Source organism: Pseudomonas sp. 3A(2025) (genome assembly GCF_054589175.1).
The window spans coordinates 286,345-304,575 of sequence record NZ_BAAILM010000032.1; the positions used below are offsets into that span (position 1 = coordinate 286,345).

16 protein-coding genes are annotated in these 18,231 nt (G+C 61.1%); 5 read left to right on the top strand and 11 right to left on the bottom strand.

The window, feature by feature from the left end; translation table 11 throughout:
- Positions 1-16 precede the first annotated feature (16 nt).
- Entirely contained in the window at positions 17-883 is an 867-nt protein-coding gene (locus ACYP2A_RS13580) for a LysR family transcriptional regulator (RefSeq protein WP_459745625.1), read from the bottom strand.
- A gap of 164 nt (positions 884-1,047) precedes the next feature.
- Between ACYP2A_RS13580 and ACYP2A_RS13585 the strand changes: the two genes are divergently transcribed.
- Entirely contained in the window at positions 1,048-1,722 is a 675-nt protein-coding gene (locus ACYP2A_RS13585) for an NADPH-dependent F420 reductase (protein WP_459745626.1), read from the top strand.
- A gap of 102 nt (positions 1,723-1,824) precedes the next feature.
- On the top strand, positions 1,825-3,015 hold the full coding sequence (locus ACYP2A_RS13590; protein ID WP_459745628.1) for an MFS transporter: 1,191 nt from the start codon (positions 1,825-1,827) through the stop codon (positions 3,013-3,015).
- A 788-nt stretch (positions 3,016-3,803) separates the two neighbouring features.
- On the opposite strand, the gene ACYP2A_RS13595 is transcribed toward ACYP2A_RS13590, so the two are convergent.
- The 5 genes from ACYP2A_RS13595 to ribBA form a co-directional block, all read right to left on the bottom strand.
- Entirely contained in the window at positions 3,804-4,955 is a 1,152-nt protein-coding gene (locus tag ACYP2A_RS13595) for an ABC transporter ATP-binding protein (RefSeq protein WP_459745629.1), read from the bottom strand.
- Positions 4,952-5,767: an ABC transporter permease gene (locus ACYP2A_RS13600; RefSeq protein ID WP_459745631.1), complete on the bottom strand. Its 816-nt coding sequence runs from the start codon at positions 5,765-5,767 to the stop codon at positions 4,952-4,954. The genes ACYP2A_RS13595 and ACYP2A_RS13600 overlap by 4 nt, the downstream gene beginning before the upstream one ends.
- 6 nt (positions 5,768-5,773) lie before the next feature.
- The gene (locus tag ACYP2A_RS13605) at positions 5,774-6,742 is read right to left on the bottom strand and encodes an ABC transporter permease (RefSeq protein WP_459745632.1); all 969 of its coding nucleotides are present in this window, start codon (positions 6,740-6,742) and stop codon (positions 5,774-5,776) included.
- Positions 6,727-7,752, bottom strand: coding sequence for an ABC transporter substrate-binding protein (locus ACYP2A_RS13610; RefSeq protein WP_459745634.1), 1,026 nt, complete (start codon positions 7,750-7,752; stop codon positions 6,727-6,729). The genes ACYP2A_RS13605 and ACYP2A_RS13610 overlap by 16 nt, the downstream gene beginning before the upstream one ends.
- A 270-nt stretch (positions 7,753-8,022) precedes the next feature.
- On the bottom strand, positions 8,023-9,132 hold the full coding sequence (ribBA, locus tag ACYP2A_RS13615; RefSeq protein ID WP_459745636.1) for a bifunctional 3,4-dihydroxy-2-butanone-4-phosphate synthase/GTP cyclohydrolase II: 1,110 nt from the start codon (positions 9,130-9,132) through the stop codon (positions 8,023-8,025).
- Positions 9,133-9,226: 94 nt separating this feature from the next.
- Here ribBA and ACYP2A_RS13620 point away from each other — a divergent pair, with 94 nt between their 5' ends.
- On the top strand, positions 9,227-9,514 hold the full coding sequence (locus ACYP2A_RS13620) for a DUF1330 domain-containing protein (RefSeq protein WP_459745638.1): 288 nt from the start codon (positions 9,227-9,229) through the stop codon (positions 9,512-9,514).
- A gap of 34 nt (positions 9,515-9,548) precedes the next feature.
- Here ACYP2A_RS13620 and ACYP2A_RS13625 read toward each other — a convergent pair whose 3' ends face one another.
- Genes ACYP2A_RS13625 through ACYP2A_RS13635 form a run of 3 tightly spaced genes read right to left on the bottom strand, consistent with a single transcriptional unit; the run spans position 9,549 to position 12,608 of the window.
- Complete coding sequence (locus tag ACYP2A_RS13625; protein ID WP_459745639.1) at positions 9,549-10,451, bottom strand: sugar phosphate isomerase/epimerase family protein; 903 nt, start codon at positions 10,449-10,451, stop codon at positions 9,549-9,551.
- 32 nt (positions 10,452-10,483) lie between these two features.
- A complete protein-coding gene (locus tag ACYP2A_RS13630) occupies positions 10,484-11,653 on the bottom strand; it encodes a Gfo/Idh/MocA family protein (RefSeq protein WP_459745640.1) in 1,170 nt (389 codons plus the stop codon).
- Positions 11,654-11,684: 31 nt separating this feature from the next.
- Complete coding sequence (locus ACYP2A_RS13635; RefSeq protein WP_459745641.1) at positions 11,685-12,608, bottom strand: sugar phosphate isomerase/epimerase family protein; 924 nt, start codon at positions 12,606-12,608, stop codon at positions 11,685-11,687.
- 143 nt (positions 12,609-12,751) lie between these two features.
- On the opposite strand from ACYP2A_RS13635, the gene ACYP2A_RS13640 reads away from it, so the two are divergent.
- Positions 12,752-13,804 (top strand): LacI family DNA-binding transcriptional regulator, encoded by a 1,053-nt coding sequence (locus ACYP2A_RS13640; RefSeq protein ID WP_459745642.1) that lies wholly within the window; start codon positions 12,752-12,754, stop codon positions 13,802-13,804.
- A gap of 11 nt (positions 13,805-13,815) precedes the next feature.
- Here the strand turns inward: ACYP2A_RS13640 and ACYP2A_RS13645 are convergent, their stop codons facing one another.
- Both ACYP2A_RS13645 and ACYP2A_RS13650 read right to left on the bottom strand, forming a co-directional pair.
- Positions 13,816-15,138: a M16 family metallopeptidase gene (locus ACYP2A_RS13645; protein WP_459745643.1), complete on the bottom strand. Its 1,323-nt coding sequence runs from the start codon at positions 15,136-15,138 to the stop codon at positions 13,816-13,818.
- Positions 15,131-16,441 (bottom strand): M16 family metallopeptidase, encoded by a 1,311-nt coding sequence (locus ACYP2A_RS13650; RefSeq protein ID WP_459745644.1) that lies wholly within the window; start codon positions 16,439-16,441, stop codon positions 15,131-15,133. The genes ACYP2A_RS13645 and ACYP2A_RS13650 overlap by 8 nt, the downstream gene beginning before the upstream one ends.
- 157 nt (positions 16,442-16,598) lie before the next feature.
- Here ACYP2A_RS13650 and ACYP2A_RS13655 point away from each other — a divergent pair, with 157 nt between their 5' ends.
- Entirely contained in the window at positions 16,599-18,224 is a 1,626-nt protein-coding gene (locus ACYP2A_RS13655) for an FMN-binding glutamate synthase family protein (RefSeq protein WP_459745645.1), read from the top strand.
- Positions 18,225-18,231: the final 7 nt, after the last annotated feature.

Below are 18,231 nucleotides of genomic sequence, written 5' to 3' on the forward strand. Positions count from 1 at the left end.
GATGATTGAGAAAAAATCAATAGATGCCCAGTGCCCTGACCAGCACGCTGTTCAGGTGTCGCCGGCTGCTTTTCTCGTGCTCCAGCAGCACCACGCGGCGCATGAGTTGTGGATCGCCAAAGGGCACCAGGGTGACGCCTTCGAGTTTCAGCAGATCTTCATCCGACATCGGCACCACCGCCACGCCCAGGCCGTGTGATGCCATGCGTGACAGTGCTTCCTGGCTATCGAGCTCCATTGCCTCGGTGACCGCGATACCTATCCGATTAAGTTCTTGCTCAATGACCCTGCCTGCCCAGGCGCGCTTGTCGAAGCGCAAGAAGGGTTGGTCGGTCAAAAGCTCGAGCAGGCTTTGCCCTTGCAGATGTTCGGCGGCAACGGCCCAGAAATGATCATGGTAAAGGGGGGTGACGTGCAGGCCCGAGGGAAAGGGCTTGACCGGCTCGGTGGTGATTGCGGCGTCGAGTTCGCCGTCTTGAACCCGCCGTGCCAGTTCCGATGACATCCCGGAAACCACGCTGATGTGCAGGTGCGGATGGTGCTGTTTGATCCAGACCAGAGCTTCAGGCAAAGGGCCTGCCAAGGCTGTCTGAATGGCGCCGATCTTGAGTTTGCCGCTCAGCCCCGGTCCTGAATACAACTGGTTGGCCAGGTCATCGTACTGCGCAAGGATGGTTTCAGCCTGCGCCAACGCCAGTTGACCTGCTTCGGTCAGCGTGACCTGGCGTCTGCTGCGATCAAACAGGCTGACACGCAGCTCGTCTTCCAGTGACTTGATTTGCAGGCTGATCGCGGAGGGGGTCAGGCTGAGGCTATCGGCGGCTTTGACAAAGCTGCCGTATCGGGCAATGGCAACAAGAGAACGCAGGGCCTTCAAAGACATTGATCAACCTTCTGGTACAGGCAAACGGGCATCGGGGACGCAGGCGTCGCAAGCTTATCACTGCATGCCCCGGGCAAAGCGCTTGCCGGGTCAGCCCTTTCCTTTCAAGGCAAGCTCTACTACGGTTGCTAACCGGACCCTTTCCCGACCCAGGAGCGCAGTACATGCCCAGAACCCTGTTTGTCTTCCTCGCCGCCATGCTCCTGTGTACCAGCCAGGCCATGGCCGATCCCCTGAAAATCAGTGTCATTGGCGCCGGCAAGGTCGGCGGTACGCTGGGCACCTTGTGGGTCAAGGCCGGCCATTCGGTGATGTTTTCATCGCGCCATCCCGAGGAGTTGACCGATCTGGTCAAGAGCGCCGGGCCCACTGCACGGGCAGGTTCGGTCAGCGAGGCGGCAGCGTGGGGTGATGTGATTGTGCTGAGCGTGCCCTATGGTGCGATACCGGCGCTGTCCAGTCAGATCAAGGATGTGCTGGCGGGCAAGGTGGTGCTCAGTGCCAGCAACCCGTTCAGCGGCCGCGATGCCGAGGTCGGTCGCCAGGCGCTGGCGCAAGGCGTTGCGCTGGCGGACCAGCAGTATCTGCCAGGTGTGCATCTGGTTCGGGCGTTCAACGCCATCGGTTATGCCTCGATGAACAGCCAGTCTGGCAAGGGCAAGGCGATTGCCACCTTTGCCGACGATGCCCAGGCCCGTGAAATGGGCGCGCGGTTGGTGCGTGATGCAGGCTTTGTACCGGTGCTTTTACCCTTGGCGCGGGCCAACGATGGCTTGCCGGGCGGCCCGACCAGCGGTGTCTGGAGCGAGGTTCAACTCAAGCAAAAGCTGGGACTTTGACAGCGTTTAAGCGCTGCAATGCTGAAACATGTGCTAATGATTATTTGACCGGGCGTTCAACAATCCTTAGGGTGTGTGGCCGTTTTTCTGCCTGAGACCCTCATGACTGACCGCTCTAAACTGCCCCCGACCGTCTACCTGCTGGGCTTGACCATCTTTTCGCTGGTCACTGCCGAGTTCATGGTCGCCGGTATGATGCCCGCCTTGGCCGAAGCGTTCTCGGTAAGCCTGGCGCAGGTGGGCAATCTCATCGCCTTCTATGCCCTGGGCATGGCCTTGGGTGGCCCGCCGGTCACGGTGTTGCTGCTGTCGCGCGGCATTGGTAACAAGCAGGCACTGGTCGGGCTGCTGGCGGTCTATGTGGCGGCCGGTGTACTGGCCGCTGTGGCGCCGAGCTATCCGGTGCTGGCGCTGGCACGAATCATCATGGGTATTTCCAGTGCGGCCTGTATCGGCCTGTGCATGACCGTGTGCGCAGGGCTGGTGCCGCTGGAGCGCCGTGGCCAGGCGGTGTCCGTGGTGCTGGCCGGGCTGATGCTGTCGCCGGTGGCTGGTGTGCCGATGACCGCCTGGGTCGAGCATCATTACGGCTGGCGTGCCAGTTCCTGGCTGGTGGTCGGGCTGGCGCTGATCTGCACCGCACTGGCCGCCACGCGCCTGCCGAGCAGCAAGGCCGGCAGCGAACCGGCGCTGGCGCGGCAGTGGGCGACCTTGAAAAGTCGCAGCTTGTGGGGCGCCTATATCACCAGTGGGCTGATCATCGGCGCGACCTTTGCCGCCTTCAGCTATTGCACACCAATCCTGATCGAAGAGGTGGGTATATCGCCCGGCCAGGTGGCGCCGTTGCTGGCGCTGTATGGCGTGGCCAACCTGCTGGGCAACATGCTCATTGGCCGCATCGCCGACAGCCATACGTTTACCGCGTTGCGCGCAGGCCTGGCGGTGATGGTACTGGCACTGGCGGGTTTTGCCCTGTCGGGCGAGCAGCACTGGCTGAGTCTTGCGTGTTTCATCGCGCTGGGCCTGACCGGCGTGGCGCTGAACCCGGCCATGGTGGCACGGGTAATGAGGGCGGCCGAGCCCGGTGCGCTGGTCAATACTTTGCACACCTCGGTGATCACCGCAGGGCTGGCGTTCGGCAGTTGGGCGGGCGGCGCCGCCATCGAGGCCGGCTATGGCCTGCGCGCGCCGTTGTGGGTGGGCGCGGGCATGGCGTTGCTGGGATTGGTCAGTGTCATGCTGCCGAAGATGGCGCGCCGGGCGGTAAATTGCGCAAGTTTGCCTTCACGCTAAACCCATAGGAGCGAGCGTTAGCTCGCGAAGAGGCCAGCAATTTCACCCCATTTGGTGACTGATCGTCAGCATTCGCGAGCTAAGGGGGCGGCCATCCGCCTCACTCTCATCAAACATAAAATAAGTTATTGATTTTATTGAATTGAAAACACCACTTGTAGGAGGCAGCTCTGCTGGCGATTGAGCGCAAAGCGCTCACAGAAATCGTCTAAACGCTGCAAATCTACGACTGCTGCGCAGCAGATCGCGGTGGTCCGGCATTCCGGCAGAGCCCCCTCCTACAGGTCCCATGTTTGCTGCGCGACAGCGCGGCGCCGTGGCGACGGGCGATCTCTCATCAAACATAAAATAAGTTATTGATTTTATTGAATTGAAAATACCACTTGTAGGAGGGAGCGGGCGGCGATCCGTCTCTGCTGGTGATTGAGCGCGAAGCGCTCACAGAAATTTCTGAAACGCTGACATTTTACGACTGCTAGTGCAGCCGATCGCGAGCAGAGCTCCCTCCTACATCGGCGCCATGGCGGCGGGTGATCTCTCATCAAACATAAAATAACTTATTGATTTTATTGAATTAAAAACAACAATCTGTAGGAGGCAGCTCTGCTGGCGATTGAGCGCGAAGCGCTCACAGAAATTTCTGAAACGCTGACATTTTACGACTGCTAACGCAGCCGATCGCGGTGGTCCGGCATTCCGGCAGAGCCCCCTCCTACGATCCCATGTTTGCTGCGCGACAGCGCTGCGCCAAGGCGGCGAGTGATCTCCTACGAATTACGGGCGGTAAATCAGTGCCCGCCAGCGGCCTTGTTCAGGTCGCCGTCGGCCCATTCGGTGTAGATGCAGGCATCCGCCGTAGCCCAGCGGACTTTTACCGTATCACCTGCCTGCAGCGGCATGCCGGTGGCTGAAAGCGCCTTGACGGTCATGGCCGTGCCGCTGTCGGTGACCACCGCGCAGGTCTGGCTTTCGCCGAGAAACAGCACTTCGGTGACCTTGGCGGTGACTTCGTTCCAGCCCTCGGCCAACGGTGTGCTCAAGGCCTGGCCGACGCTCAGGGCCTGGGCTTTTTCCGGGCGGACCATCAACAGGATGTCCTGATCGGTCTTCAGGCCTGCGGTCAGGCGAATCGACAAGGGCTTGCCCTCGAAGGTCGCCACCGCATTGCCCTGGGCCTTGAGGCGCAGGAAGTTGGAGTTGCCCAGAAACGAGGCGACAAACGCGTTCGGCGGGTTCTGGTAAAGGTCGTAACCGGTGCCCAGGCCGACGATCTTGCCGTGGCTGAAAATCGCGATGCGCTGGCTCAGGCGCATGGCTTCTTCCTGATCGTGGGTCACATAGACGATGGTGATGCCCAAGCGGCGATGCAGCTGGCGCAGCTCGTCCTGCAGGTCTTCACGCAGCTTCTTGTCGAGCGCCCCCAGCGGTTCGTCCATCAGCAGGATGCGTGGCTCGTAGACCAGGGCACGGGCGATGGCCACGCGCTGTTGCTGGCCACCGGACATTTGCGACGGGCGACGATGAGCGAACTGGTCGAGTTGCACCAGCTTGAGCATCGCGTCGACCTTCTTGTCGCGCTCGGCGGCCGACATCTTGCGGATATTGAGCGGGAAGGCGATGTTGTCGCGCACGTTCAGGTGCGGAAACAGCGAATAGCGCTGAAACACCATGCCGATGCCGCGCTTGTGCGGCGGCACGTTGATCAGCGATTTGCCATTGACCAGAATCTCGCCGCTGCTCGGGGTTTCAAAACCGGCCAGCATCGACAGCGTGGTGCTCTTGCCCGAGCCGCTGGAACCCAGAAAGGTCAGGAACTCGCCGTCCTTGATATCCAGGTCGATATTGTCCACCGCAGCGAAGTCGCCGTAGTGCTTGTTCAGGTTGCGCAGGCGCACCAGGGGCTGGCCGGCGGTTTCGGAATCTTTGATCACGGCGCTCATGAGGTACTCCGGGCTTCGTTACGGCGACGCAGGGTCGCGGCGATGAACATGACCAGCACCGACAGGCCGATCAGCAGGGTCGAGGCGACAGCAATGACCGGGGTCAGGTCCTGGCGCAGGGTGGTCCACATTTTCACGGGCAGGGTTTGCAGGGTGGGGCTGGCCATCATCACGCTCAGCACCACTTCATCCCACGAAACCAGAAAGGCGAACAGGGCGCCGGCGATCATGCCGGGGCGAATGCCCGGAAAGGTCACCTTGTAGATCGCCTGCAGCCGCGAGGCGCCGCAAATGACGGCGGCGTCTTCGATGGACTGGTCGAACAGTTTCAGCGAGTTGATGATCGAGATGATCGTGAACGGCAACGCAACGATCACATGGCTGACCACAAACGAAAACAGCGTGCCGGTGTAGCCCAGCTTGAGAAACAGCGCATAAACCGCCACGGCAATGATCACCAGCGGCACGATCATCGGCAGGGTGAACAGCCCGTAGAGCATGTCCCGGCCGGGAAAGCGCCCGCGCACCAGAGCAAAGGCGGTGGGCAGTCCCAGCGCGACGGCGAAGATCGTGGTCAGGATGGCGACCTTGAAGCTCGACATCGCCGCCGCCATCCAGTCGGGGTTGGAGAAGAACTGCTCGTACCATTTAAGCGTCCAGCCCGGTGGCGGGAATACCAGCCACTGGGAAGAACCGAACGACAACAGCACGATAAAGACAATGGGCAACAGGAGAAACAGGGCGATCAATCCAGTGACGGTGTACAGGCCAATCCGTAGCCGCGAGCCCATCGCGTTGGGGGTCAGGAGCATGATCGCTTACCTCGCGTTGCTGGCGCCTACCGGGGATTCCGGCTGGAGCTTCAGGTAGAAATAGAACATCACCAGGGTGATGGCGACCAACAGCGCAGCGGCGGCGCTGGCCAGGCCCCAGTTGAGGAACGACTGCACCTGCTGGACGATGAACTCGGGCAACATCATGTTCTGCGCACCGCCCAGCAGGGCTGGCGTGACGTAGTAACCGAGCGACATCACAAATACCATCAGTGCGCCGGAAAACAGCCCCGGCCGGCACAGCGGCAGGAACACCCGGAAGAAGTTGGTCCATGGGCTTGCGCCGCAGATGGAGCCGGCTTGCAACACCATCGGGTCGATGGCCTGCATGGTCGCCTGCAAGGGCAGGACGATGAACGGAATCATGATGTAGGTCATGCCGATCACCACGCCGGTAAGGTTATGCACCATCTCCAGCGGTTGATCGATAAGGCCCATGCCCATCAAGGCCTTGTTGATGACGCCTGAAGCCTGCAGCAACACCAGCCAGGAATAGGTGCGTGCCAGCAGGCTGGTCCACATCGACAGCAGGACCACGTTAAGCAGCCAGCGGCCCCAGCCTCGGGGCACCAGGGTAATGGCCCAGGCCAGCGGGAAGCCCAGCAGCACGCTGAACAGCGTCACCAGGCCTGCGACCGAAAAGGTGTTGAACAGCACGCGCGAATAAGCGGAGTTGGCAAACAATTGTTCGTAGTTGCCCAGCCCCGGAACCGGCTCCAGAAAGCCGCGCAGCAGCAGGCCGATCAGCGGGGCGAAGAAGAACACGCCGAGAAACAGCAGCGCCGGCAACAGGTTGCGGCTGCCGCGCCAGCGTTGGGCCAGGGAAGGCTTGATAGTCATGTTCGCTCGCAAGGTCTGGGCCGGGGCGTGAACCGCGCCGGCGGTGCGCGAGGCACCACCGGACGCAGAGGGTTGGCCGGGTAGCGTGGCCGCCATTTTTACTTGACCAGCCATTCGTTCCACCGTGTAGCGATGTCAGGACCGTTTTTCGCCCAGTAGGCGAAGTCCAGGGTGATCTGCTCGGAGGCGTAGTTGGTCGGCAGGTTTTTCGCCAGGGTCGAATCCAGGCGGGCCACGCTGTCAGTGTTGACCGGGGCATAGGCGCTGAGGTTGGAGAAGTCGGCCTGGCCTTTGGCGCTGGTGGCTTCGGCAATGAACTTCATCGCGGCGTCTTTGTTCTTGGCGCCTTTTGGCACGACCAGGAAATCGGCCATGACCAGGTTCTGTTTCCAGCTCACGCCAACCGGTGCGCCGTCTTGCTGCAGGGCGTAGACGCGGCCGTTCCACATCTGGCCCATCGACGCTTCACCTGAGGCCAGCAGTTGCTGCGACTGGGCACCGCCGCCCCACCAGACGATGTCTTTCTTGATGGTGTCGAGTTTCTTGAACGCACGGTCCAGGTCCAGCGGATAGAGCTTGTCTTTTTCTACGCCGTCGGCCAGCAGGGCCAGTTCCAGCACGCCAGGGCTTGGCCATTTGTACAGGGCGCGTTTGCCGGGGTAGGTTTTGGTGTCGAACAGGGCGGACCAGTTTTCCGGGGTGCTCTTGCCCACTTTGCCTTCGTTGTAGCCCAGCACGAAGGAGAAGAAGAACGAGCCGGCGCCATGGTCGGAGACGAAGCGCGGGTCGATCTTGTCGCGCTTGATCGTGTTGAAGTCCAGCGGTTCCAGCAGGCCCTCGGCGGCAGCGCGCAGGGCGAAGTCAGCCTCTACGTCAACCACGTCCCACTGGACGTTGCCGCTTTCGACCATGGCCTTGAGTTTACCGTAGTCAGTGGGGCCGTCCTGCACGACGGTGATCCCGCTGGTTTTCTGGAAGGGTACGGCCCACGCCTGTTTCTGGGCGTCCTGGGTCGAGCCGCCCCAACTGACGAAGTTAACGCTCTCGGCGGCCATGGCGGCAACACTCGAGAATGCCAACACACCAGCGGCCAGCACTGCAGTTGCACGTTTGTTCAACACCATTTTCACGCCCTCATTTGTTGTGTTTTGAGCGGGCTTGTGTTTTCGCCCGCGTATTCGGAGCAGTAGGTCCAAGTGGACCTTTTGAAACTGGGCGACCGTGTCAGGGACTGTTGTTATTGGGCTACGTGTTGACGCGTGCCTCTGACAAAACTCTCGGTCTACGGGATATCATATTATGGTATTCCAAACTTTCTGCAAGCGTTTTGCCTGCTTCAGGCCCCCTCCATTCGACGTTTTTTTATGCGCGGTCTTTACCCGTGAAAAGCGGGCTTAACCGGTGAAAGGAATGCTCTCCACGACCTCAAGGTCGTAACCTGTCAGGCCCGCGTATTTCAGCGGTGCGCCCAGGTGACGCAGCTTGCCGACGCCCAGGTCCTGAAGAATCTGCGCTCCGGTGCCGACCTCGGAATAGATGCGCGATTGCGAGCGGGTGTACTGGCGTGGCGGCTTGGTCAGCTGGGGCACGCGCTCAAGCAGCGCTTGCGAGGACTCATGATTGGCCAGCACCACGACCACGCCGTGGCCTTCTTCGGCGACCTTTTGCAAGGCTGCCCAGAGGGTCCAGTTGGCGGGGCCGGTGTATTCGGCGCCGACCAGGTCGCGCAGCGGGTCGACGACATGCACTCGTACCAGCGTCGGCTCGTCGCGCTTGATATCGCCCATCACCATGGCCATGTGCACGCCGCCTTCGATGCGGTCTTCATAGGTAAACAGACGGAAGGTGCCATGTACTGTCGGCAGTTCACGTTCACCGATGCGCTCGACCGTGTGTTCGGTGCTCAGGCGGTAGTGGATCAGGTCGGCGATGGTGCCGATGCGGATGCCGTGTTTGGCGGCGAAGGTTTCAAGGTCCGGGCGACGGGCCATGGTGCCGTCGTCGTTCATCACTTCGACAATCACCGACGCCGGGCTGAAACCGGCCAGCCGCGCCAGATCGCAACCGGCCTCGGTGTGCCCGGCGCGGGTCAGCACGCCGCCTTCGCGGGCGCGCAGCGGAAAGATATGCCCCGGCTGCACCAGGTCTTCGGCCGTGGCATTCGCGGCCACGGCGGCTTGCACGGTGCGTGCGCGGTCGGCGGCGCTGATGCCGGTGGTGACCCCGGTGGCGGCTTCGATAGAGATGGTAAAGGCGGTGGCGAACACGCTGCCGTTGCTGGGCACCATTTGTTCCAGGCCCAGGCGCTGGCAGTGTTCATCGGTGAGGGTCAGGCAGATCAGGCCGCGCGCTTCGCAGGCCATGAAACTGATTGCCTGCGGGGTACAACGGTCGGCGGCCAACAGCAGATCGCCTTCGTTTTCCCGGTCTTCGTCATCGACCAGCAAGACCATCTTGCCTTGGCGATAGTCGTCAATGATGTCTTCGATACGGTCGAATGGCATGCTCAGGATCTCGGTTTTATGGATGAATAAAACGTGGTATACCATAAGACAGAATATTTCATGAAGTCCCTATCAATGAAACAGTGAGATCGTGATGAAAGCCTATTGGATTGCCCACGTCGATGTGACTGACCCTCAGCAGTACAGCGAATATACCCAGCGCGCACCCGAAGCGTTCAAATTATTTGGTGGCAAATTCATGGCACGCGGCGGCCGCTCCGAAGCCATCGAAGGCCGTGAGACGCCGCAGCGCACTGTGGTAATCGAGTTCGAGTCCTATGAACAGGCACTGGCCTGCTACAACTCGCCGCAGTATCAGGAAGCCATGAGTCACCGCCAGGGCGTGGCCAAGGCGGAGATCATCATAGTAGAAGGGATTTAAGACGCGGATATTGCGTTGGGCCGGCTGTTACCGATTACTTGAAATACCGGTCCACGTACTTCTGGATTTCCTCACGCATGAACTTGCCCGAGGCTTCGGCGCGTTCTTCCCAGCCGAACACGCACGACGTCACGATACCGTCGAAACCGGTTTTTGCCAGTGAGCTGAAGAACAGATCCCAGTCGATCTCGCCCTGATACATCTCCATGTGCTGGTGTACCGAGACCTTCGCGCCGGGCGGGTTGATGATGTAGCGCAGCCCTGACGAGGCCTTGTGGTTCCAGGTGTCGGCAATGTGCACGTGGCCGATCATCGAGCCTGCATCGCTGATCATCTTCGCCATGTCGTCGCCAAAGTAGAAAGTGTGCGGCGCGCAATAGAGAAATTTGACGTTGTCCGAGCCAAGCGTCTTGAGCATGTCGACGGCCGGATTCAGCGTTTCGCACCAGTCGTCGGGGTGCGGTTCGACGTTGAGGGTGATGCCCTCGCGCTCCAGAATCGGCACCAGCACTTCCATCGTGCGCCACCAGGCCGCTTCGCTGGACTCGTGGCTGTGGGAGCCGCCACAGCAACTGACCTTGTGCCCGCGGTCGGGCGAGGGGCCGCGGCCAAATTCGGAGTTCATGGTCGTGCAGCCCATTTCCACCGCCACCTCGATGGCTTTTTTCCAGTGCTCCACGGCGGTCAGGCGTTCGTCTTCGTGAGGGCTGGCCCAGCGGTACATCGGCAAGATGGAGGCCAGTTGCAGGTTATGGTCGCGCAGCGCTTTCTTGAACTCGGCGATGCGCTCCTTGTGTGCGCGCGGGTGCACCCACCACGGCAGAAAATCCTCGCGTGGTGACATTTCCAGATATTCGAAACCCTGCTCGGCGGTGCTGCGGCACAGTTCTGGCAGGCTCAGGTGGCGTTGCATGTAAGGGTCGATGGCTATTTTCATTATTGTTCTCCAGATTAAAAGTTAACGCGCAATCAATAAGCGACCCAGGCTGAGTCCTGGTCGGCAGACGCCACACAGCGCTCGACCCAGCGCACGCCCTCGACACCGGCATCGATGTCCGGGTAGCGCACGGCGGCCAGCGCAGCCTTGTCGCCACGGGTGGCGGCGTCCATGGCCAGGGCAAATCGGTAGTACAGGTTTGACCAGGCTTCGAACAAACCCTCGGGGTGGCCACCGCCGATGCGGTCGTCCAGCAAGGCGTCAGCGTGCAGGTAGCCCATGCCGCGCTCCAGTACTTGGGCCGGCTGACCCTGCACTTCAAAACTCAACTGGTTGGGACGTTCGTCCCACCATTCCAGGCTGGCGCGCGAGCCGATCACACGGATCTTCTGGCCGTGCATGGAGCCGGCATTGACCGCGCTCGACCAGACCATACCCATGGCGCCGCCTTCGTACTCCATCAAGGTGTAGGCGTTATCTTCCAGTGGCGCCCGGCTGGCGACGAAACTTTGCCGGCTGCACATCAGGCGCTTGATCTTCAGGTTCGGCAGCATCACCTCCGAGAGGTACAGCGGGTGCGTGCCGACATCGCCCAGCACATAGCTGGGGCCGGCCTGACGCGGGTCGACGCGCCATTGCGTGGCCTGGCTCTGGGCCTCGACCGGGGCGCTATGAAAGCCGTGGGCAAACTGCATGTGCACCATGCGGATATCGCCCAGGTCGCCGGCGGCAATCATGGCCCGCGCCTGCTCGATCAATTGATGACCGGCATAGCCGTAAGTGACGCCGACGATGCGCGACCTGGCAGTGGCCAGCGCCCGCAGCGATTCGGCTTCGACGAGGGTGAAACACAGTGGTTTTTCGCACACCACATGCAGGCCGGCCTCCAGCGCCGCCTTGGTGATCGCGTAATGGGTGCCGTTGGGCGTGGCGATCGATACTGCCTGGATACCGTCTTCGCGCTGTGCTTCTTGTTCGAACAGGCTCAGGTAGTCGGCATAGCAGCGTTCGGGGTCGACCCCCAGTTGCTCGCCGAAGCGGCGGCAGCGCTCGGGGTCGATATCGAAGGCGCCGGCCACCAGCACGAAATTCTGGTCGCGCAGGGCGGCCGAACGATGGATATAGCCGATCTGACTCTGGATGCCGCCGCCGACCATGGCCCAGCGGATAGGGGAGGCAATGCGTTTGCTGCCGTTAATCATGGGAGATGTCCTTGGATGATCGAAAGGGGATTCAGAACCCGCTGCTGGCCAGATAAGCGCGGCTGGCGGCGACGTCTTGAAGGCTGCCGCCGGCATTGCGCGGGTCGCGCTCCTGCTCGACGGTGATATAGCCCTGGTAGCCGATCTCTTCGATCAGCGCGTGCAACGCCGGGTAGTCGATGACCCCGCGCCCGATCGGGCACATCACACCCTTGCCGCAGGCGTCGAAAAAGCGAATGCGCTCGTTCAGCACCTGATCGAATACCGTCTGGTCAATGTCCTTGAAGTGGATGTAATCCAGGCGCGCCGCGTATTGGCGCAGGGTCGCCACCGGGTCCATACCGGCGTAGTACAGGTGCCCGGTGTCCAGACACAGGCCGGCCACGTCGGCGGGAATGTCCTGCACCAGTTGCGCCAGCTCATCGGCGAACTCGATATGCCCGCCGGCATGCGGATGCACCACGGTGCGCACGCCGTATTCGCGCCATGACAGTTCAGCGATAGCGCGGATATGGCCGATCATCGTTTGCCACGCTTCAGGCGACAGGCGCTGTGCCCGGTCCGAATGCCCGGCGGCGTAATCGCGGGCTTCATGGCCCCAGTCGATGACCACCAGATAGGGCGTTGCATAGCGCTGGCCGGGTTCGGGCGCCACCTGCGGCAACTGCTTGAGCAGGGCGCAGATGTCATGGGTTTGTTGCAGCAGATTGGCCAGATTGGCCGGTGCTACCAGGTTATCGAAGATGGTCCCGGCCACGACTTTCAGGTTGTTGGCGTGTAATTCACGGCCAACACGTTCGGCGTCCAGCGGCAAATAGCCGTAAGGGCCCAGTTCGATGCCGTGATAGCCGGCTTCGGCGGCTTCGCTCAAGACCTGTTGCCAGGCTGGCAGATGCGGGTTCTTGGGGTCGTCGACGCCCCAGCAGCAGGGGGCCGTGCAGATGTGCAGGGTCATGGGAAAGGCTCCGTCGTTCATTATTGTTCTGGGGCCTGCTTAACCGGCCTGAAACAATCCTGAGGCAGGCGCGATGACGTTGCTATAGTTGCCCGGCAATACCTGTCATAACCTGTCAAATAGACAAAAAGGGATGTCATTTCATGTCAGACGCGCCACTGCCCGCACGCCGCGCCACCCTGGAAGATGTCGCTCAGCTGGCCGGGGTCAGTGTCTCCACGGTCGACCGGGTCATGAGCCTGCGCGCCAATGTGCGCGCCGACACCGCCCAGCGCATTGCCGAGGCGGCCGAGCAGTTGGGCTTTTACGGGCGCAAGGTCATCGAGCAGCGGCTGCTGCAACACCGGCCCACGGTGCGCATCGGCCTGTTACTGCAAAAGCGTGGTGTCGCGTTTTACCAGGGGCTGGCCAAGGCGCTGGCCGATGCTGCGGCGGCCAGCGTGCGTGCCCAGGTGCGGGTGATGATCGGTTATATCGACGAGCTCGACCCCGCCGCCACCGCTGAGCGGATCCTGGCCTTGCAACACGAAGTCGATGCCCTGGGCGTGGTGGCCGCCGATCACAGCGCCGTACGCGCCGCCGTTGTGCAGTTGCGTGAGGCCGGGGTGCCGGTGATCGCCATGGTCTCGCAATTGAGTGCGGCGGCCGGTGCCGGGTATGTCGGCGTCGACAACCGGCGCATGGGCCGCACCGCTGCCTGGTTCATCAGTCAGTTGGCCGCCCGCTCCGGTACGGTGGCTGTGATGGTCGGCACCCAGCGTTATCAGTGTCAGGAACTCTGCGAGCTGAGTTTTCGCTCGTACATGGCCGAGCAGGGCGCCGACTGGGAAGTGCTCGCCACCCGGCTGACCCTCGAAGACCCGGCGTTTGCCTATGCAGGCACCCTGGACTTGCTGACCAGCCAGTCGGACCTTGCCGGCCTGTATGTGGGCGGTGGCGGTGTCGAAGGGGTGATCAAGGCGCTGCGCGAGCTCAAGGCGCAGCAGGCCGCGATGCCGATCGTGGTTTGCCACGACCTGACTCCGCTGACCCGCACCGCCCTGCGTGAAGGTGTGATCAATGTCGTGCTGTCACATCCCATAGAGGCGCTGGCGCAGGCCACGATCAGTCGGCTGGTGCACGCGGCGATCAAGGTGCCGGAGGATTCGGATATTTGCCTGCTGCCGATTCAGATCGATGTGCCGGAAAGCGTCTGAAACCGCGTTTCTCAGGGCAAGGCCGGCAGAGGCACTTGTGCGATATCCGGTCCGATGCTGGCATACAGCAGATTACGCGGCTGGACATTGCGCTGGATGGCTGCTTTCACCGTTGCCTGGGTCAGCGCCATGACTTGGGCGTGAAATTGTTCGATGGCGTTGATGGGTAACCTGTAAGCATTGAGCGTTGCCAGTTGCATCAAAATGGCCTGGTTGGTGGCACCCGCCAGCGCAGCTTTGTTCAGGATGCGCTGTTTCGACTGGTTCAACTCGTCCTCGGTAGGGCCGTTGGCAACATAATCCTTGAGCATTTCCTCGATGCGATCCTGCGAGGCGCTGTTGTACTGCGCCGAACACTGCCAGGACATGGCAAGCCTGCCATCGGCCAGTGCATACACAAGGCTTGATCCTGCGCTGTAGGACAGGCCGTGGCGAATACGCAGTTCCTGATAGATTCTTGAGTGTGTGTCTGCGCCGAAAATGTCGTTGGCAACAGTCATGGCGGCATGATCGGGCGAATGGCGAAGAATGCCCGGAAGAACAAAAATCACCAGTGCCTGTCCCGCCTCGGTCGCGATATGCAGCACCTCCGGCTCGCTGGGGCTCGGGCGCTCGATGGCCGGTGTTGCCGGCCCGCGTGGCAGTTGAGCAGATATCTTCGCCGCAATGGCCTGGGCCTGGTCCCGGCTCAGATCCCCGACCAGACTGATGGCAGTGTTGGGGGAGGTGTAGTGACGCTGGTGAAACGCCTGCAAATCCTCACGCGTGAGGCTGGCAATACCTGTCCTGTCGCCGTAACGGGGGTAGCCATAAGGGTGACCGGCAAACAGATGGCGATAGATCAGGTTTTGCAAGCGATAGCGGGGTACACGTTCACGAGCGTCGACCAGCTCCGAGCACAAGCCCTTGACTTGCTTGATGGCCGCCTCGGTAAAGTCTGGCTGGCCGACGACGCTGGCGAAGGTCGCGACGGCGACTTCGCGCTGGGCGGGGGCGCTCAGGCAGCGCAGCGAGATAATGGCATGGTCTTTATCAAGATGAGTGTTGAACCTCGCGCCTGCGCCTTCGAAGGTCTGAGCAATCTGCTGGGCATCAAGCCCTGGCACTCCTTCGTTAAGCATGCTCATGGTCAGAAAGGCGGCGCCTGAACGGGTGTCATCGCGGCAACTGCCGGCGGCAATGTCCAGGCGGATGTCGACCATGGGCAGCTCTCTGGCAGGCACGAACAGTACGCGTGCGCCCTCGGCAGTCAGCCACTGTTGAATATTCGGGGCGTGAGAGGGCGCAACAGGCGCAAGGTCCTTCAGTGATTGCAAACGGCTGAATTCATTCATGGCTTTCGTCCTTGGGCAGAATATGGGCAATACAAAGCCTGTCGCGGGTAAACCAGGCTTGCGCGACCTCACGCAGGTCCTGGGGGGTGATTGCTTGCAAATCGCTCTGTTCGCTGTCGAGCAGTGACAAAGGCAAACCTGCCAGGGCCATTTCGCTCAGTTGTATCGCTTGGGTGTGGATCGAGTCGCGGGCATAGACCTGGGATGCGAACAACTGGGCACGTGCGCGATCGAGCTCAGCTGTACTGACCAGGTCTGTGGTCAGTTGTTGAAACTGTGCCCACACCTCTTTTTCAAGCGTTTCCAGGCTGACGCCGGTTTTGGGACTCGCTGAAAACTCCAGCAGGGTATCGCCGCAGGCATGGGCGTTGTAGCTGATCAGCGGGGTCGTCAGGATTTCTTTCCCGCGCAGCAAACGGGCGACGATCCGCGAGCCCAGGCCAATACTCAATATCACCGCCAGTAACCGCAATGCATTGATTTTGCGCAGCTCCTTGCCAGTGGCCATGCCGGGTACATTGATGCCCAGTATCAGTCCGGGTGCTGCCCCTGCCAGTTTGATCGTGATCCTGCGCTCTGCGGGAGCCTGCAGTTCCAGTGGGCGTTTGTGTACTGCCGGCGCGCCGCCAGGCAGGTGTGCAAAGTGGCGCTCGACCATGGCCTTCAAGGACTCTGGTTGCACGTCGCCGACCACTACCAGGGTGGCGTTCGCTGGCGTATACCACTGCCGATACCAGTGGCGCACTTCGGCATTGCTCAAGCGTGCAAGATCGGCCTGCCAGCCAATAACCGGGGTTCGATAACTGCTCATCAGGTGAGCGGCGCTCTGGAACAGTTCATGGGCGCTGCTGGCGGTATCGGCATCGACACTGAGACTGCGCTCAGCCTTGATAACCTCGATTTCCCGGCTGAACGTGGCGTCCGGCAACAAGGCGCTGGCCATCATGTCTGCGCCGATTTCCAGTGCGACTTCCAGGTAGTGGCTGGCCAGGGTTTGGTGAAACACCGTCATGTCCTGGGTGGTGTAGGCGTTTTCCTGAGCACCCAGGCGTTCCAGCAAGCGGCTTGCCTGACCGGCATCCAGCTTGCTGCTGCCCTCGAACATCAGGTGCTCAAGGGCATGGCTCATGCCCGATTGCCCGGGTGGTTCCTGAGCGGAGCCGACCTTGTAACAGAGATGACAGGCTACTACAGGCGCCCTGTGATCCTCACGCAGGATGATACGCAGCCCATTGGCCAGCGAAAAATCATGGACCAGAACGGGTGGCGCAACAGTGGGGAGGGTTGAGGTGTTATCCGGCATGGTGGCCTTCCTTTGATATGAAGGTAAAGCATCCACCAGCCCCAACCCTGAGTGGGGCTATATAAATATTGCCTGACGTTGTGCCTTTCGGGATTTCAAATTGCCGCTATTTTGAAGGTAAGTTGCTTTGACCGTGCAACGCCTAAAAGGAAATCCCATGAGTCTGTCTTTGCTGAGCCGTTACGCCTTTTTTGTCTGCTGCGTGTTGTTCACCCTTGCTACCCTCCCGTTTGCCCCACAGCATGAATGGCTCTGGGCGTTTACCCTGATCGCCGGCGTGCTAAGCCTGCTGGGGGTGTTCGACCTGCTGCAGTCGCGCCACGCCGTGCGCCGCAACTACCCGATCCTGGGCAATATCCGTTACCTGATCGAGGGCATCCGCCCGGAAATTCGCCAGTACCTGCTGGAAGCCGACTCCGAAGCCACGCCGTTTTCCAGAGCGCAAAGGGCGCTGGTGTACTCGCGGGCCAAGAGCGAGGCGTCGGACAAACCGTTCGGCACCTTGATGAACGTCTATGAAACCGGCTACGAATTCATCAGCCATTCCATGCGTCCCGCGCCGCTCACCGACCCTGAAAGTTTTCGGGTCGAGATCGGCGGGCCGCAGTGCACGCAGCCGTACTCGGCGTCGGTGTTCAATATCTCGGCGATGAGCTTTGGCTCACTCAGTGCCAATGCCATTCGAGCGCTGAACAAAGGCGCGCACCTGGGTAACTTCGCGCATGACACCGGGGAGGGCAGCATCAGCCCTTATCACCGCGAGCATGGCGGCGACCTGACCTGGGAGCTGGGCAGCGGTTACTTCGGCTGCCGCACCGCCGACGGTCGTTTCGACCCGGATAAATTCGCTCAGCAGGCTGCCGACCCGCAGGTGAAAATGATCGAGATCAAGCTGAGCCAGGGCGCCAAGCCTGGCCACGGCGGCATCTTGCCCAAGCACAAAGTCACCCAGGAGATCGCCAGCACCCGCGGCATCATGATGGGCGAAGACTGCATCTCGCCCTCACGTCACAGCGCTTTCAACACGCCGCTGGAACTGATGCAGTTCGTCGCTCGTCTGCGTGAGTTGTCGGGCGGCAAGCCGGTGGGTTTCAAGCTATGCCTGGGCCATCCGTGGGAATTCATGGGCATTGCCAAGGCGATGCTGGAGAGCGGCATTTTGCCCGACTTCATCGTCATCGATGGCGCTGAAGGCGGCACAGGCGCGGCGCCGGTGGAGTTCACCGATCACCTCGGCGTGCCGATGCGCGAAGGCCTGTTGTTCGTGCACAACACCCTGGTCGGCATCAATTTGCGCGACAAGATCAAACTGGGCGCCAGCGGCAAGGTGATCAGTGCGTTCGACATCGCCAGCCTGCTGGCCATCGGTGCCGACTGGGCCAACGCCGCACGCGGCTTCATGTTTGCCATCGGCTGTATCCAGTCGCAAAGCTGCCACACCAACAAGTGCCCGACTGGCGTGGCGACGCAGGATCCGCTGCGCCAACGCGCGCTGGTGGTCGAAGACAAGGCCACGCGGGTCTACAACTTTCACCGCAGCACTTTAAAGGCCCTCGCCGAAATGCTCGCAGCGGCCGGCTTGACGCACCCTTCGCAATTGACTGCCCGCCATCTGGTGCGACGCATGTCGGCCACCGAGGTCAAGCTGTTCTCGCAGATGCATGTGTTCCTCAAGCCTGGGGAATTGCTGGCCGATCAGGTTCGCGGCGAGTTCTACGAGCGTATGTGGCGCGCCGCCCGTTCGGACAGTTTCGACCCGATGCCAGGCGACGAAGCGGCGTAACCGTCCA

What these genes read in the sequence shown, in the direction of transcription:
- ACYP2A_RS13640 (WP_459745642.1), top strand. Translation starts at nt 12,752, where the DNA reads ATGTCAGACGCGCCACTGCCCGCACGCCGCGCCACCCTGGAAGATGTC.
- ACYP2A_RS13585 (WP_459745626.1), top strand. Translation starts at nt 1,048, where the DNA reads ATGCCCAGAACCCTGTTTGTCTTCCTCGCCGCCATGCTCCTGTGTACC.
- ACYP2A_RS13650 (WP_459745644.1), bottom strand. Translation starts at nt 16,441, where the DNA reads ATGCCGGATAACACCTCAACCCTCCCCACTGTTGCGCCACCCGTTCTG.
- ACYP2A_RS13600 (WP_459745631.1), bottom strand. Translation starts at nt 5,767, where the DNA reads ATGCTCCTGACCCCCAACGCGATGGGCTCGCGGCTACGGATTGGCCTG.
- ACYP2A_RS13655 (WP_459745645.1), top strand. Translation starts at nt 16,599, where the DNA reads ATGAGTCTGTCTTTGCTGAGCCGTTACGCCTTTTTTGTCTGCTGCGTG.
- ACYP2A_RS13590 (WP_459745628.1), top strand. Translation starts at nt 1,825, where the DNA reads ATGACTGACCGCTCTAAACTGCCCCCGACCGTCTACCTGCTGGGCTTG.
- ACYP2A_RS13580 (WP_459745625.1), bottom strand. Translation starts at nt 883, where the DNA reads ATGTCTTTGAAGGCCCTGCGTTCTCTTGTTGCCATTGCCCGATACGGC.
- ACYP2A_RS13595 (WP_459745629.1), bottom strand. Translation starts at nt 4,955, where the DNA reads ATGAGCGCCGTGATCAAAGATTCCGAAACCGCCGGCCAGCCCCTGGTG.
- ACYP2A_RS13620 (WP_459745638.1), top strand. Translation starts at nt 9,227, where the DNA reads ATGAAAGCCTATTGGATTGCCCACGTCGATGTGACTGACCCTCAGCAG.
- ACYP2A_RS13625 (WP_459745639.1), bottom strand. Translation starts at nt 10,451, where the DNA reads ATGAAAATAGCCATCGACCCTTACATGCAACGCCACCTGAGCCTGCCA.
- ACYP2A_RS13630 (WP_459745640.1), bottom strand. Translation starts at nt 11,653, where the DNA reads ATGATTAACGGCAGCAAACGCATTGCCTCCCCTATCCGCTGGGCCATG.
- ribBA (WP_459745636.1), bottom strand. Translation starts at nt 9,132, where the DNA reads ATGCCATTCGACCGTATCGAAGACATCATTGACGACTATCGCCAAGGC.
- ACYP2A_RS13645 (WP_459745643.1), bottom strand. Translation starts at nt 15,138, where the DNA reads ATGAATGAATTCAGCCGTTTGCAATCACTGAAGGACCTTGCGCCTGTT.
- ACYP2A_RS13605 (WP_459745632.1), bottom strand. Translation starts at nt 6,742, where the DNA reads ATGGCTGGTCAAGTAAAAATGGCGGCCACGCTACCCGGCCAACCCTCT.
- ACYP2A_RS13635 (WP_459745641.1), bottom strand. Translation starts at nt 12,608, where the DNA reads ATGACCCTGCACATCTGCACGGCCCCCTGCTGCTGGGGCGTCGACGAC.
- ACYP2A_RS13610 (WP_459745634.1), bottom strand. Translation starts at nt 7,752, where the DNA reads ATGGTGTTGAACAAACGTGCAACTGCAGTGCTGGCCGCTGGTGTGTTG.